This window comes from Nocardia acididurans, assembly GCF_016741815.1.
In the GTDB taxonomy this organism is placed as follows: domain Bacteria; phylum Actinomycetota; class Actinomycetes; order Mycobacteriales; family Mycobacteriaceae; genus Nocardia; species Nocardia acididurans.
The window spans coordinates 835,688-849,415 of sequence record NZ_JAERRJ010000001.1 but is presented as its reverse complement, the minus strand read 5'-3'; the positions used below and the strand labels follow the sequence as shown (position 1 = coordinate 849,415).

At 68.7% G+C, this 13,728-nt stretch carries 13 protein-coding genes; 6 read left to right on the top strand and 7 right to left on the bottom strand.

Going from position 1 to position 13,728, the window contains the following annotated elements:
- Positions 1–60: 60 nt before the first annotated feature.
- From JK358_RS03845 to JK358_RS03830, 4 genes are read right to left on the bottom strand one after another with little or no spacing between them, the layout of a single operon-like run.
- Positions 61–1,116, bottom strand: coding sequence for a zinc-binding metallopeptidase family protein (locus JK358_RS03845; RefSeq protein WP_201943500.1), 1,056 nt, complete (start codon positions 1,114–1,116; stop codon positions 61–63).
- Positions 1,109–2,020, bottom strand: a complete 912-nt coding sequence (locus JK358_RS03840; RefSeq protein WP_201943499.1) for a transglutaminase family protein — start codon at positions 2,018–2,020, stop codon at positions 1,109–1,111. The genes JK358_RS03845 and JK358_RS03840 overlap by 8 nt, the downstream gene beginning before the upstream one ends.
- Entirely contained in the window at positions 1,993–5,157 is a 3,165-nt protein-coding gene (locus JK358_RS03835) for a circularly permuted type 2 ATP-grasp protein (protein ID WP_372440598.1), read from the bottom strand. Before JK358_RS03835 ends, JK358_RS03840 begins: the two co-directional genes overlap by 28 nt.
- Positions 5,158–5,179: 22 nt before the next feature.
- Positions 5,180–8,758 (bottom strand): transglutaminase family protein, encoded by a 3,579-nt coding sequence (locus tag JK358_RS03830; protein WP_201943498.1) that lies wholly within the window; start codon positions 8,756–8,758, stop codon positions 5,180–5,182.
- A 126-nt stretch (positions 8,759–8,884) separates the two neighbouring features.
- Here JK358_RS03830 and JK358_RS03825 point away from each other — a divergent pair, with 126 nt between their 5' ends.
- From JK358_RS03825 to JK358_RS03815, 3 genes are all read left to right on the top strand, one after another.
- Entirely contained in the window at positions 8,885–9,127 is a 243-nt protein-coding gene (locus JK358_RS03825; RefSeq protein WP_201943861.1) for a hypothetical protein, read from the top strand.
- Entirely contained in the window at positions 9,124–9,765 is a 642-nt protein-coding gene (locus tag JK358_RS03820) for a hypothetical protein (protein ID WP_201943497.1), read from the top strand. Before JK358_RS03825 ends, JK358_RS03820 begins: the two co-directional genes overlap by 4 nt.
- A 153-nt stretch (positions 9,766–9,918) precedes the next feature.
- Positions 9,919–10,119, top strand: coding sequence for a hypothetical protein (locus JK358_RS03815; protein ID WP_201943496.1), 201 nt, complete (start codon positions 9,919–9,921; stop codon positions 10,117–10,119).
- 53 nt (positions 10,120–10,172) lie between these two features.
- On the opposite strand, the gene recR is transcribed toward JK358_RS03815, so the two are convergent.
- Both recR and JK358_RS03805 read right to left on the bottom strand, forming a co-directional pair.
- On the bottom strand, positions 10,173–10,781 hold the full coding sequence (recR, locus tag JK358_RS03810) for a recombination mediator RecR (RefSeq protein ID WP_033090831.1): 609 nt from the start codon (positions 10,779–10,781) through the stop codon (positions 10,173–10,175).
- A 15-nt stretch (positions 10,782–10,796) separates the two neighbouring features.
- Positions 10,797–11,129 carry a YbaB/EbfC family nucleoid-associated protein gene (locus tag JK358_RS03805; protein WP_201943495.1) on the bottom strand — a complete coding sequence of 111 codons (333 nt, stop codon included), beginning with the start codon at positions 11,127–11,129 and terminating at the stop codon, positions 10,797–10,799.
- A 100-nt stretch (positions 11,130–11,229) separates the two neighbouring features.
- Here JK358_RS03805 and JK358_RS03800 point away from each other — a divergent pair, with 100 nt between their 5' ends.
- Both JK358_RS03800 and JK358_RS03795 read left to right on the top strand, forming a co-directional pair.
- Entirely contained in the window at positions 11,230–12,051 is an 822-nt protein-coding gene (locus tag JK358_RS03800; protein ID WP_201943494.1) for a MerR family transcriptional regulator, read from the top strand.
- Positions 12,052–12,065: 14 nt separating this feature from the next.
- The gene (locus tag JK358_RS03795; protein WP_201943492.1) at positions 12,066–12,416 is read left to right on the top strand and encodes a VOC family protein; all 351 of its coding nucleotides are present in this window, start codon (positions 12,066–12,068) and stop codon (positions 12,414–12,416) included.
- 23 nt (positions 12,417–12,439) lie between these two features.
- Here the strand turns inward: JK358_RS03795 and JK358_RS03790 are convergent, their stop codons facing one another.
- Positions 12,440–12,877 carry an SRPBCC family protein gene (locus JK358_RS03790; protein ID WP_201943839.1) on the bottom strand — a complete coding sequence of 146 codons (438 nt, stop codon included), beginning with the start codon at positions 12,875–12,877 and terminating at the stop codon, positions 12,440–12,442.
- Between the two features lie 120 nt (positions 12,878–12,997).
- Here JK358_RS03790 and JK358_RS03785 point away from each other — a divergent pair, with 120 nt between their 5' ends.
- On the top strand, positions 12,998–13,633 hold the full coding sequence (locus JK358_RS03785; RefSeq protein ID WP_201943490.1) for a hypothetical protein: 636 nt from the start codon (positions 12,998–13,000) through the stop codon (positions 13,631–13,633).
- The last annotated feature ends 95 nt before the right edge of the window (positions 13,634–13,728 follow it).

Genomic DNA, 13,728 nt, shown 5'->3' with positions numbered 1-13,728 from the left:
CAGGGGCGCAATAGTCGCCCGGAAGCGGGGGCGACCGGCGCCACATCACTGGACACCGACTCATAGTCCCGTACACAGCTCGTGGATGAACCGCATTTTCGCGAGAACGGGGTCGGCCAGCACGAACGGGTACAGGTCGCGGTGGCCCATCGAGCGGTTGAGCATATTGAGCGACCAGGCCAGCGGCAGCCACAGATCGATGATGCGGTCGAAGCCCGCGCGGCCCACCTGTGGACGGTCCAGGGTCGCGCCCGCCGGGGCGAAACCGAAGGCGGCGGCGGTGTCGAGGGTGTCGCGAATGTGCAGGTAGTGGGCGAAGGTCTCGGCCCAGTCCTCGGCGGAGTGCATGGTGGCGTAGGTGGAGACGTGGGTGTTCTCCCAGCCCGCGGGCGCGCCCTCGGCGTAGTGGCGGTCCAGGGCCTCCTGGTAGTCGGCGTAGGGGTCGCCGAAGAGTTCGCGGTAGCGGTCCAGGGCGGCGTCGGTGTCGACGAGGACCGGGAAGTAGTAGTGGCCGATCTCGTGCCGGAAGTGGCCGAGCAGGGTGCGGTAGGGCTCGTCCATCTCGACGCGCAGTTGCTCGCGGTGCACGTCGTCGCTCTCGGCGAGGTCGAGGGTGATGACGCCGTTCTCGTGGCCGGTGATCACCCGGTCCGATGCGCTGGAGAGCAGGTCGAAGGCGAGGCCGTGCTCCGGGTCGGTGTCGCGGTCGACGATCGGCAGCCCGAGTTCGGCGAGCTCCAGGACGAGCCGGCGTTTGGCGGATTCGGCCTCGGCGAAGGCGGGCAGGAAGTCGGTGTCGGCGTCATTGGGCCGCGTACGGGTGAGCCGGCAGGACTCGCACAGCGGCGCCGGGTCGCCGTCCGCGGCGGGCACCAACCAGTTGCACTGCGCGACATGCTGATTGGCGCACAGCTGGAATCGCTGCGCGTCCACGGTGCCGGCGGTGTTGCCGTTTCCGCCGTTCTCGCCGGGCGGGGAATCCGGTTTCGGTTCGTCGGCCAGGATCAGAATCGCGCGTTCGGCGAGGCTGAAACCCAAAGGGCTGCCGCAGTTCAGGCAGAGGCTGTTCTCGAAGGCGAGCTGCTGACCGCAGCGCGGGCAGCTGAAATCACGCATCGGGGACCTCCAGCGGGGCGACGTCGACGGAGACGGTGATGGTGCTCTCCTTCGCGTCGGTGTAGATGATTCCGCGCAGTGGCGGGACATCGGCGTAGTCGCGTCCCCAGGCCAGGGTGACGTACCGGTCGTTCGCGAATTGATCGTTGGTGGGGTCGAATCCGATCCAGCGCCCCTCCCCCGGACCGTCCGGCAGCCAGACCGCCGCCCAGGCGTGCGTGGCGTCCACGCCGACCATGCGTTCCTTGCCGGGCGGCGGGTCGGTGGAGAGGTAGCCGGAGACGTAGCGGGCGGCCAGACCCTGCGAGCGCAGGCAGGCGATGGCGAGCCTGGCGAAATCCTGGCATACGCCTGCGCGGGCCTCGAAAACGTCGGCGACGCGGGTGCTCACGGTGGTGGAACCGGATTCGTAGGCGAAGTCGGTGTGGATGCGAGTGGTCAATTCGGCCACCGCCTCGCGCAGGGGCCGGCCCGACGGAAAGGATTCGGCGGCATAATCCCCGATCTCGGGGGTGAGCTCGGGCGGGCTCAGGTCGAGGGTGAATTCGACTGCGAGCGGCCCGTTCTCGGTGGCCGGACGAGCCTTCTCCCACGGCAGGTCGGGCAGCTCGGCGGGCCTGCCGACCTCGACCACGGACTCCCCGGTCACCTCGAGCCGATGATGTTCGGCGGTGACATGGAAGTACAGCGTGGTGTTGCCGTACACGTCCGCGCCCACCGACCGGTCCGACGGCACCGGATCCACATGCACGTCATGCGAAACCAGCCGCTGTCCGAGGAATTCGCGCGGCGTCAGATACGCCCGCCCGTACGAACTGGTGACCGCGTCCGAGTACTCGTACACAGTGCGATGCAATACCCGATATCTGCGCACATTCACCCCACGACCCGCGCCGAGCCCCACAGCGGCTGCATCTCGCGCGGCACCGAAAGCCGTGTCGCCTCGAAGGATTCGGCGATCTTCCGCAGCCGCAGATGCACCCCGTCGAGCAGTTCCACGAGTTCGGTGCGCACCCCCTCCTGGTCAGCGGTCTCGAGGTCCGCCGGATCGACGCGTCGCAGCATGCGCTGAGCGTCGGTCAACAGTCGTTGCGGCCGTGAGGATCCCGATGTCGCGGGCAGTGCGAAGAAGTCGGCCTCCATCCGTTCCAGCTGATGGGCCAGCGACCGCGGATTGCTCGCATCGAACAGCAGCAGCCCCGCGACGGCCGAGATCCGCAGCGAATCCCGATGCCTGCGGCGATAGGTCACCGAGGACACCGTCGCCGACAGCACGGCATCGATCACGACCCGATCCGTTTCGGCCGGATAGGTCTCGCACAGCGCGCCCCGCAGCAGCGCGGTCAGCGCCAGCCCCCGTTCGATCCGCCGCCCGATATCCATCACGTACCAACCCGTATCGCGCACAACACTTTCCGCGTCGATTCCGGCCAGCGACAGCAGTGCCGACAGCGCCCGTGAATGCACCGCCGCCAGCGCCGCCCCCCGATCCCCCCGGGCCGCCCGATACTCCGACAGCGCCCGATCCACCGATCCGAGAATCATCCAGGTATCCGGCGACAGCCGATCCCGAACCGCCCGAGCCACTTTCGCGTACCTGTCCATGGCATAGGCCAGCGACCCCGGCAACTCCCGATCCACGGTCAACGCCAGCAGATAGTCGTGATCCCGCCGAGAGGCCCCGGGGAGAGTGATCGGCACGGTCGGCTCATCCGAGTACTCTCGCCGCCGCATCGCCCGCCGTCCCGCCGCGCCCCGCTGCTGCTCCCCACCGGAGCTCTGTTGCTGCCCACCGGAATTCTGGCCTTGATCCGAACCCATCTGTGGTTTTCTCCAAGGGTCCGCGTCAGACCCGCTGGGCGGCTGCGGAGCTCCACGCGCCTCCTGCCGCTGACCTGCGACATCCTGGGACTGCGAGGCGTAGTCCCCGAGATGTTCACCGGCGAATTGTTGTTGATAACAACCGGTTGAGGTGTTTGTCGCTGCATCCGTGGTCGCCGTGTCGCGTTCGCGGCTCGCCGACCCTGGCGGGCTCGTAGCGGACCCCGGCAGGTCTATTGCCGACACAGGCGGGCTCGTCGCCGGCTCGGGCGGGTCCATCGCCGACGGCGGGTTCGTCTCCGACTCGGGCGTCTTACTGGCTGCCTCGCCTGGAATCGAGGAGGGCTCGTGTGGAGTGGATGCCGCTGGGGTCGGGCGCTTTCGCGGCGGGGGCGGGGGGCTTCCGGTCAGGTTTCCGAGGGCGGCGATGAGGACGGGCATGGCTTCCGCGCCTTCCATCCAGGGGCGGTAGCGGTAGTCCTGGTAGCGGTCGTGGATGGCGCAGACCAGGCGGACGGTGACTTCCGCGCGTTCGGCGTAGCGGCCGAGCCAGAAGAAATCGTTGAGGACGCGGGGCGGGCTGACGACCTCCAGGGTGGGGACGGCCGGGGCGCGGCGCTCGCGTTCGTCGGGGACGTCGACGGCCGGGACCGGGGCGGGGGCCGCGTGCACCCAGATGTCCTTGGCGGCAGCCTCTCTGATCATGCCGTCGGGTCCGGTGCGTTGATGGAGCTGACCCAGGCCGCCGCCCATGACGCGGTACCCGACGCGGCCCGCCAGCGAGAAGAGGCGGAATTCGACTGGTGCGGCGGCGAGTTCGCCGCGGTCGGCGACGGCGGGGGCCACGGAGAAGCGGGCGGGCTCCTGGCCGGCCCAGCGCCAGCCTTCGACGTCGATGCGGGCGCGCCATTCGGCGAGTTGCGCCCGAGCGAGCAGAGGGCCGAAGACCGTGGTGCCGTCCTCGGTGGAGCGCAGGATGAGCCGGTGCAGCTGGGCGGTGAGGTGGCTGCGCTCGATGTCGTCACCGCCCCAATAGGTTTGGACGCCGGGGAGCTTCAGGTCCTCGTCGAGCAGGGCCCGCGACAGGCGCGGGAGGTGCGCCGCCAGCGCCGGACTCTCCAGCACGCCGCTGCCGAGCGTATTGACCACCGTGACCGCGCCACGGCGCAGCGCCTCGACCAGACCGACCACCCCCAGTTGGGAATCGGGGCGCAGATCCAGGGGGTCCGAGAATTCGGCGTCGACTCGGCGCAGCACCACGTCGACGCGTTTCAGGGTACCCAGCGAGCGCATCCACAGATAGCCGTCGCGGACCACCAGGTCGGCGCTCTCCACCAGCGGGAATCCCAGGACCGAGGCGAGATAGGCCTGATCGAAGGCGGTTTCGGAGTGAACGCCGGGGCTGAGCACGACCACCACCGGCTCCTCGTCGGCGGCGCGCGGCGCGGCTTCGATGAGCATGAGGCGCATGGCGCGGACGAACGGGGTGAGCGGCCGGGGGCTGGCGAGTTCGAACGCCTCGGGGATGGCGGCCGAGACGACGCGGCGGTCGGCGAGGGCGTAGCCCGCCCCGGAGGGGGCCTGCGCCCAGTCTGCGAGGACGCGAAAGGCGCCGTCGCTCCAGCGGCTGATGTCGCAGGCGTGCAGGAACAGCTGGTGCCTGCCGGGCAGTGAAATCCCGTGTGCCGCACGCATATACCCGCTGTGCCCGAACACGATGCGCGGCGGCAGCAGTCCGGAGGTAATCGTGCGGCGGGGCCCGTACACGTCGGCGAGGATCGCGTCGAGCAGCCGGGAGCGCTGTACGACACCGGCTTCCAGTGTGGCCCAATCGGTGTCGGAGACGAGCAGAGGTATCGGGTCCAGCCGCCAGGGGGACGGGGTGGCCGGTTCCTCGGCGGCGGTGCGTTCGGTGTAGGTGATGCCGTCGTCCTCGATGAGCCGCCGGACGCGCTCGTCTATGCGGCGCAACCCGTCCCGGCCCTGTTCGAGGAAGTCGGCGGACAGTTCGGACCAGGATTCGCGCAGCCGGCCGGCGCCGTCCACCAGTTCGTCGTAGTGGCCGCCGGTGGGCAGGCCGCAGGCGTCGAAGGCGCCGGTATCCGCCGCTGCCGCACGGTATTTCGCGAATGCCCCGGCGGCAGGCCCGTGCGTGGCCGTCCACCGTTCGGGTGGTTCGGCCATGGCGTCACCGGGTGGCGTCGTGTCCAGCACTGTCACCGCTCCCACTCCCCGGGTGTGCCTATCGGTCGCGGGCCGTGCCCCACACCGTGCGCGCCCGGCGCAGATCGAGGATTCCGGGCGCACCGATATCGGTGGCCTGTATGGCCATTTTGGCACGCAGAGCGGCGATGTCGACCGGCCCCGGCGTATGTCCGTAAGGTTCGAAACGCCTGTTGCGCCGGGATTGCGCGGCGAGCGCGTTCACCGGTGGCGTGTCGTAGAACAGGCCACCCGGATCGGAGACGTGATAGGTGCAGCCGCCCCGGGACAGCCCGGTGTCCAGATCGACCACGTCGAAGACCAGCGGCGCGTCCACGGTGATGGTCGGATGCAGCGAGTTCGGCGGCTGCCACGCGCGATACCGCACGCCCGCGACCTGAGTGTCCGCCTTGTCGGTGACCAGCAGCGGCACCGGGAAACCATTGCAGGTCACCGCGTACCGGCCGCGATCGGCACCGGTCACCCGCACCTGCAGACGCTCCACCGAGGAATCCACATAGCGCGCCGTACCGCTGGCGACCGTCTGCTCACCGAGGGTGTTCCACGGTTCGATGGCCGAGCGCAGTTCCACTTCCATATCCCCGAGTACCACCGTGCCGATCCTGGGAAAACGGAACTCGGAGAACGGATCGAGCCAGCTGATATCGAATTCGATACCGTGCGACCGCAGATCGGCCGCCACGTCCGCGATATCGGCGAGCAGGAAGTGCGGCAGCAGGTACCGGCCGTGCAGATTCGCCCCGTGCCGCAGCAGCGGCGCGGTGCAGGGCCGCTCCCAGAAGCGCAGCACCAGCGCCCGCACCAGCAGGGACTGCACCATCGCCATGCGGAAGTGCGGCGGCATCTCGAATCCGCGCAGCTCCACCAGCCCGAGCCGCCCGCGCGCAGATTCCGGGCTGTACAGCTTGTCGATGCAGAACTCGGCGCGATGGGTGTTCCCGGTCAGATCGGTGAGCAGATGCCGCAGCGCACGGTCGATCTCCCATGGCGCGCAGGCTGTTTCGGTCGGTTCCGGCGGCCCCGCGGCGGCATCCGGCTGCTGCTCCTCGGCGTGTATCCGGCTGAGCCGGGCGATCTCGGCGAAGGCGATCTCCAGTTCGTACAGCGAATCTGCCCGTGCCTCGTCGACTCGCGGCGCTTGCGAGGTGGGCCCGATGAACCGTCCCGAGAACAGGTACGACAGCGCCGGATGCCGCTGCCAGTAGGTCAGCATGGACACCAGCAGATCCGGCCGCCGCAGCAGCGGCGACCGCGCGGGCGTACGCCCGCCCAGCGTGATGTGATTGCCCCCGCCGGTCCCGCTGTGCGTCCCGTCCACATCGAACGACTCGGTGCTCAACCGAGCCAGCCGAGCCTGTTCGTACAGGTTCTCCAGCAGCCGCGCCTGCGCCGCGAAACTCGCGGTGGGCTGCACGTTCACCTCGATCACCCCGGGATCGGGCGTGATCGACAAACTCTGCAGCCGGGTGTCCACCGGCGGCCCATACCCTTCCAGCACGATCGGCTGCCCCACCGCCGCCACGGCCGCCTCCAGCCGCCGCACCAGATCGAGAAACGCCTCGAGTTCCTCCACCGGCGGCAGGAATACGAACAACTGCCCGTGCCGCACCTCCGCCACGAGTGCGGTGATCGGCGCCCGATCAGCGGGCTCCACCACCGCGGGCGGCTCACCGCGCAGCCGGGCCGCCGCGCCGGCACCGGTACCCGGGGGCTCGCGATCCGCCGCGGCTCCCGGGGCGGTCGGCAGCGCCCCGGTTGCGTGCTCCCGTTCGACCGTCGCGTCCAGTGCGCGCTCCCCCGCGCTGCTGGCCGCTGCCACCGCTGCCCACGCTTGCTCAGCCGAACCGACCTCGGTTTCCGTGACCGCCCGCAGGGGGTGGACGATGACGGGGTCCGAGTCCGGTCGCCGCGCGGGCGCCTGCCAGGTGATGGCTCCCAGTGGCAGGCGCAGCCCAGCCGGAGAATCGCCCTCGGTCAACACGATTCGACCGCGGCGCAGCTTCCAGTCGGCGCTGGCCCACCCGCCCTCGTCCGCGCGTCGATAGAGCGACAGCACGTAGGCGGCGGGTTCGTCGACCGGGGCGTCCAAGGCGACGAGCATCGCTTTGCGGGCCTGCGCCGAGTCCTCCCCCGGCGCGAGGTCGTCCTCGGACTCGACCGGATCTCCCTCCGGGGCACGGGTTTTCGCGGCCAGTCGCAACAGCGCGTCCTCGTACGCCGGACGGATCTGTGTGAGCGGCAGGCCCAGTCCCCGCGCGACGTGTTCGATCACGGCGCGGGCGGCCTCCGGCGGAACAGCGTGTTCACCCGGCGGGTCGGGCGGCAGCCAGGGATCGGTGAGGAGGTCCGGGTTGCGCCACAGGGGTTCGCCGTCGGCACGCCACAGCAGGGCGATATCCCAGCGCGGCAAGGGTTCTCCGGGATACCACTTGCCCTGCCGGTACTGCATCAGGCCGTGCGGCGCGTAGAGGCGGCGCAGGCGCTGGGCCAGGTCGGCGGCGCGTTCGCGTTTGTGCGGGCCGTCGGCGTCGGTGGTCCACTCCGGGGAGGTCTGATCGTCGATGGAGACGAAGGTGGGTTCGCCGCCGATGGTGAGGCCGATACCCGCCGCATCGGAGCGCCGGTCCACCAGCGCGCCCAGGTCGGCGATGCGACCCCATTGGATATCGCTGTAGGGCAGCGTGACTCGCGGATCCTCGTGGATGCGGCGCACCGTATTGGAGAAGTCGAGGGTGGCCTTGACCGGTTCGGTCGCGCCCGTGATCGGTGCGGACGACACCGGATGCGGGGTGGCGGCGAGCGGGATGTGCCCCTCGCTGGCCCACAGGCCGGAGGTGGGGTCGAGGCCGATCCAGCCCGCGCCGGGCAGATACACCTCGGTCCACGCGTGCAGATCGGTGAAATCCGCGGGGGGACCGGAGGGTCCGTCCAGGGACGGCACGTCCTGCGCGAGCTGGATGAGGTATCCGGACACGAATCGGGCGGCCAGCCCGAATTCGCGCATGATCGACACCAGCAGCCACGCCGAGTCCCGGCAGGAGCCGAGCCGGGTGCGCAGGGTGTGATCCGGCGACTGCACGCCGGGTTCCATCCGGATGGTGTAGCCGACCGCCCTGTGCAGCGCCCGGTTCACGTCCACCAGGAAGTCGATGCTCTTCGGCCGATCGTCCGGATAGTGCGCGCGCACCCACTCGCGCACGGATTCGCCTGGCCCCGAACCGGATTCGTATTCGTCCACCGGCCGCAGGTACGCCTCCAGATCGGCGGCCAGCTGCGGCGGATACTCGAACGGGAAGTGCTGCGCGTAATCCTCGGCGAACAGGTCGAACGGGTTGAGCACCTCGAGGTCGGCGATCAACCCCACGGTGACCGACAATTCGCGCGCCGGTTCGTGAAAGATGAGGCGCGCCAGGAAGTTCCCGAAGACGTCCTGCTGCCAGTTCACCCAGTGCTCGGCCGGTGTGACGTGCATGGAGTACGCCTCGATGGCCGTGCGGGTGTGCGGCGCCGGTCGCAGTCGCACCACATGCGGGTGGATGAGGACCGGGCGGTCGAAGGTGTAGGTCGTGCGATGTTCGAGGGAAACCTTGATTCCCATCAGAACAGTTCACCACGCCAAAGGCATGACACGCGGGCGGATTTCCGACAGTTCGGACGACACGCGGCGACCTCCCACCTTCGGCGCGCCGGAGTGATAGGACCGAAGGTGATTGGAGGAGGTTTCATGAGCCTGTGCTCACTGTGTGAAGCGGCCCTCGATCACTGCCACGGGACGCTCATCGTCCATACCGACCTGGCCGTGGAGTGCACCGAACCGGAGTGCGACAGCCTCGATCAGGTCCGGCACCCGCGGCTCGCGGACTGCGCCGACGTCATCGGCGGCTGCGCCTGCGATCCGCGCGGGATCGAGCTGGTCATCGAGGTGGTGGAGATCCGGGAGGAGGGCCACCGTAGCCTGACGGGGTGAGCTACGACCATGTGCTGCTGCCCTCCGGCGCCGCGTCCACCCTCGCCGAGGTGGACGCGTATCTGACCACGCAGGATGGGCAACCGGCCACCGCGGTCGTGGCGGAAATAGCCGCTGAACTGGATAAACGCAATGCGGAACTGCCGGAGGCGGATGCCTTCCTCGGTGCTCCGGCGGCCGACGGCGGCATCGGCGCGACACTGTTCGTATCCACGCCGTACGACTCCATCGGGCATGTGCGCAACCTGCTCTTCGAGCTGGCGACACCGCACGGGTACGCCGTCTACGATCCGCAGCTGGCCTGGCTGGTCGATCCGGCCGGGCGCGTCCCGGCCACTGTCACGCACGGCGGCGCGGGTGAATTCCCTTATCTCACACGCGAACTCGCGCACCTGTGGATTCCCGGACTGGGCGAGCCGGGACCGTACCTGATCGTGGAGACCGGTGACCAGGTCTACATCCAGACCTACCGGCACCCGAACGGCGTCTACGACCTCGAATACCGCGAGGGGTCGGCCGACAAGCACTTCACGATCACCGTGGACGATGCCGCCGAGGTCGCGGACCTCGTCTGGGAGTGGGCGAGCGGGGATCGCACGCGCTTCGACACGCTGAACTGGCGGCGCCTGACCTTCTGATCCCGCGCGGCGCTGATCTCGAACAATGATCGGACGGGTTTCGATTCGGGCTCGAGACACGCCACGTGGAAGCTGCATGCATGCAGGAACGCTAGCCTTTCGCTAGTTTGCCCAGCTTGTTCTCATATCTCACTCCCGAGCGAGGAGAGAACCATGAAGCTACGCCCGAGTTTCCCGAAGATCAGCGGCCCGAGGCTGCGCAAGAGCCTCGCCGTACTCGCCGGATTGGGCGCGACTCTCGCCGTAGCGGTAGCCCTGCACGCGACCGGTGCGGGGGCGGAAATCCCCCGCAACAGCCAGCACATCCCCTGCCCGCAACCGGCCGCCATGCCGGCCGCGCCCTACTGGACATAGGTGGCAGGGGTTTCAGGGGCGAACCCCTGAGACCCCAACGAGAGTGGTTGCCACTACAGGGCCCGCCGACCCGACAGGGCGCGGCCCAGTGTCAACTCGTCGGCGAATTCCAGGTCGCCGCCCATGGGCAGGCCCGACGCCAATCGCGTCACGCTGAGCCCCGGGAAATCGCGCAGCATGCGCACCAGGTAGGTGGCGGTGGCCTCGCCCTCGGTATTCGGATCGGTGGCGATGATGACCTCGGTGACATCCACGCCGTCGTCCTGATTTCCGATGCGGGTCAACAACTCCCGGATGCGCAGCTGATCGGGCCCGATGCCGGACAGCGGATCCAGCGCCCCACCGAGCACGTGATACCGCCCGCGGAATTCCCGCGTCCGCTCGATGGCCTGCACATCCTTGGGCTCCTCGACCACACAGATCATGGTGCGGTCGCGGCGCGGGTCGGCGCAGATGCGGCAGAGTTCACCGTCGGACACCGTGCCGCAGACGGCGCAGAACCGCACGCCGTCGCGCACCTTCTGTAGCGCCGCCTGCAGACGGTCGATCTCCGGCGGCTCCACCGACAGAAGGTGAAAGGCGATGCGCTGCGCGCTCTTCGGACCGACGCCCGGCAGCTTCCCGAGCTCGTCGATCAGATCCTGAACCGGACCTTCGTACACCTGCGCCCTTCCCGATCAGAGGCCGGGCAGCGCGCCGCCGCCGAAACCGCCGGCCAGCGGCCCGAGCCGCTCCGCGGCCAGCTGCTGCGCGTTCTCCATGGCGTTGTTGAGCGCCCCGATGACCAGATCCTGCAGCGTGTCCACATCCTCCGGATCCACGATCTTCGGATCGATGACCAGCGACAGCACCTCGCCGGTGGCACGGATCTTGGCGCGCACCAGACCGCCGCCCGCCTCGCCCTCGACCTCGGATTCCGCGATCTCCTGCTGCGCGGCCATGACGGCCTGCTGCATCTGCTGGGCCTGGGCCATCAACTGCTGGATGTCGAACTCGCCACCGGGCTGCACGGCGTTTCCTCTCTGCGGGGACGTGATTGCCCCCAGCCTAGTCGGGCCGCGGACGGCGGGGTGTTGACTCTCCCCTCACTGGAGGGTGTTCGCTTAGGGCATGACAGCGATCGTGCCGATCGGGGAGTTCTCCCGGCTCAGCCTGCTCAGCGTGAAGACGCTGCGGTACTACCACGAGATCGAACTGCTGGAACCGGCCGATGTGGACGCGGGGTCGGGGTATCGGCGGTATTCGACGGATCAGGTGGAGCAGGCGCACCTGATCCGGCGGCTGCGGGATCTGAACATGCCGCTGCCGGAGATTCGGGAGGTGCTCGCGGCACCGGATCGCGAGAGTCGGGACGCGGCCCTGCGGGCGCATCTGGATCGAATGGAGGCCGAGCTGCTGCGGACGCGGGATGTGGTGGCCTCGCTGCGGTCGCTGCTGACCAGCGTGCCGACCGGGCTCGAAGTCGAATACCGTTCCGTGCCCGCGTATCACGCCTTCGCGATCACCGAGGTGGTCCCGTGGGTGGATATCTCGCAGTGGTGTGAGACCGTGTTCCCGCTGCTGTACGTGGCCTTGGAGAAGGCCGGGGTATCAGCGTCGGGGACGGCGGGGGCGACCTACGCGAACGCCTTCTACGAGGAGCGTGAGGGCGAGGTCGTCGCCTTCGTGCCGATCGCCGACTCCGATCTGGGCAAGCTCACCCCGGATCCCGAAATCGGTTCCGCTGTCATCGAATTGCCCGCGAAACGATTCGCCATCGCGGTGCATCGCGGCCCGTTCACCGAATTCGACCGCACCTACGGCGCGCTCGGAAGCTATGTGGCCGAACATGATACGGCGCTGCCGGAGCCCATCCGCGAGCTGTACCTGACCGGTCCGGGCGACGGCGAGCCCGCCGACTACCTCACCGAAATCTGCTGGCCCATAGCCTAGAAGGAGACATCACCATGGGAATCAAGCTCGCCAACATCACCTTCGACTGCGAGAACGCGGCCGAGCTGGCCGGGTTCTACGCACAGCTGCTGGAACTCTCGGTCGACAAGGACGCCAACGAGCATTTCGCCACCGTCGGCACGGAGGCCGGGCACAGCCCGACGCTGATGTTCCTGAAGGTCCCGGACAAGAACGCGGGCAAGAACGTCGTGCACCTGGATCTGGTGTCCGACGATCTGCCCGCCCAGATCGACCGCGCGAAGTCCTTGGGCGCCAAGCACATCGGCGATTTCGACGAGTACGGCATCACGTGGTCGACGCTGGCCGATCCGGAGGGCAATCTGTTCGACGTGGCGCAGGGCTGAGGCCCGCGCCCGGCCTCAGGTGACTAGGAGGCCAGTTCCTTCTTCAGGTTCTCGAGCACCTCGGCCTGGATCTTCTTCAGGCCGAGCGGCGCGAAGATGCCCTCGAAGATGCCGCCGATGCCGCCCGCGCCCTTCCAGCTGGTGCGCACGGTGACCAGGGAGCCGCTGCCGGAGGGGGTGACGGTCCAGGTGGTGACCATGGAGGAGTTCGAATCCCGTTCGGTCACCATGGAATCGGAGACGGAGACGGCCGCGCGCACATTGCGCTGGCGCTTCTCGGTGGCCTGCAGGGTCCACTCCGCGACGGTGCCGGCGCCCTTGCCGCCTTCGACCACCTTGTAGTCACGGTAGTGCGCGGAGAGGATGCGCGGGCGCACCGTCTCGTAGTCCGCGATCGCGTCGAGAGTCCGCTTCGGATCGGCCGTCACGACGATCGAACTGGAGGCGCTGACCTGTCCCACCATGTGCTCCTTACTGATTGCACGGATTGCCCGGCTGTACTGTGTGCCTTTTGCCGCCCGGTTATGCTACGCCGCATTCCAGTCTGACTGGTTTTGTCTGGTTCATCCGTTTCAGGGGGAATGCCCGATATGCACAGCCTGCGCCGCATCAAGAGGGTGGCGTCCTACGTCCTGGCCATCCTGCTCGGGATCGCGCTGCTCTTCGGTGGCTTCGTCACCATGAGCGACAGCAGCAACGGCAAGGTCACCTGCGGCAGCCGCGAAATGCAGCCCGGTGACACCTGCACCACCACCCGCAAGGGCAAGACCACCACCCGCACCTACGAGGAACAGAAGGAGAGCGACAGCAACACCCACTGGTTCCTGTTCGGCATCGGCGCGGTCATGCTGATCGGCGGCGCGGTGCTGCTCGCCCGCGAGACCGGCATGTTCTCCGGCAACCGCGGCAACGGCAACGGCGGCCCCGGCGGCCCGTCCGGCGGCAACCCGCCCATGCCCTACCCGCAGCCCGGCCAACCGGCCCCCTACGGACAGCAGCCGAACTACGGCGCACCCGCACCCGCGTACAACTACGGCGCACCCGCACCCGCGTATGGCGCACCGGTCCCCGCCTACGGTGGCCAGCCGGGTTACGCACCGCAGCCACAGGGCGCACCCGGCTATCCCCAGCCGCAGTACGGCGGTCAGCCCCACTACGGCCAGCCGCAGCCGGGTTACGCACCGCCGCAGGGCTATCCGCCGAACCGGCCCTACTGACGAGCGAACCCCTTATCCTGCGGGAAACGGGGGTTCCGGACGTTCGAACCGCCTCCACACCCAGGGGGTTCGGGGGCAAAGCCCCCGAGGGCCCC

What these genes read in the sequence shown, in the direction of transcription:
- JK358_RS03845 (WP_201943500.1), bottom strand. Translation starts at nt 1,116, where the DNA reads ATGCGTGATTTCAGCTGCCCGCGCTGCGGTCAGCAGCTCGCCTTCGAG.
- JK358_RS03830 (WP_201943498.1), bottom strand. Translation starts at nt 8,758, where the DNA reads ATGGGAATCAAGGTTTCCCTCGAACATCGCACGACCTACACCTTCGAC.
- JK358_RS03825 (WP_201943861.1), top strand. Translation starts at nt 8,885, where the DNA reads ATGAGCCTGTGCTCACTGTGTGAAGCGGCCCTCGATCACTGCCACGGG.
- JK358_RS03815 (WP_201943496.1), top strand. Translation starts at nt 9,919, where the DNA reads ATGAAGCTACGCCCGAGTTTCCCGAAGATCAGCGGCCCGAGGCTGCGC.
- JK358_RS03800 (WP_201943494.1), top strand. Translation starts at nt 11,230, where the DNA reads ATGACAGCGATCGTGCCGATCGGGGAGTTCTCCCGGCTCAGCCTGCTC.
- JK358_RS03795 (WP_201943492.1), top strand. Translation starts at nt 12,066, where the DNA reads ATGGGAATCAAGCTCGCCAACATCACCTTCGACTGCGAGAACGCGGCC.
- JK358_RS03785 (WP_201943490.1), top strand. Translation starts at nt 12,998, where the DNA reads ATGCCCGATATGCACAGCCTGCGCCGCATCAAGAGGGTGGCGTCCTAC.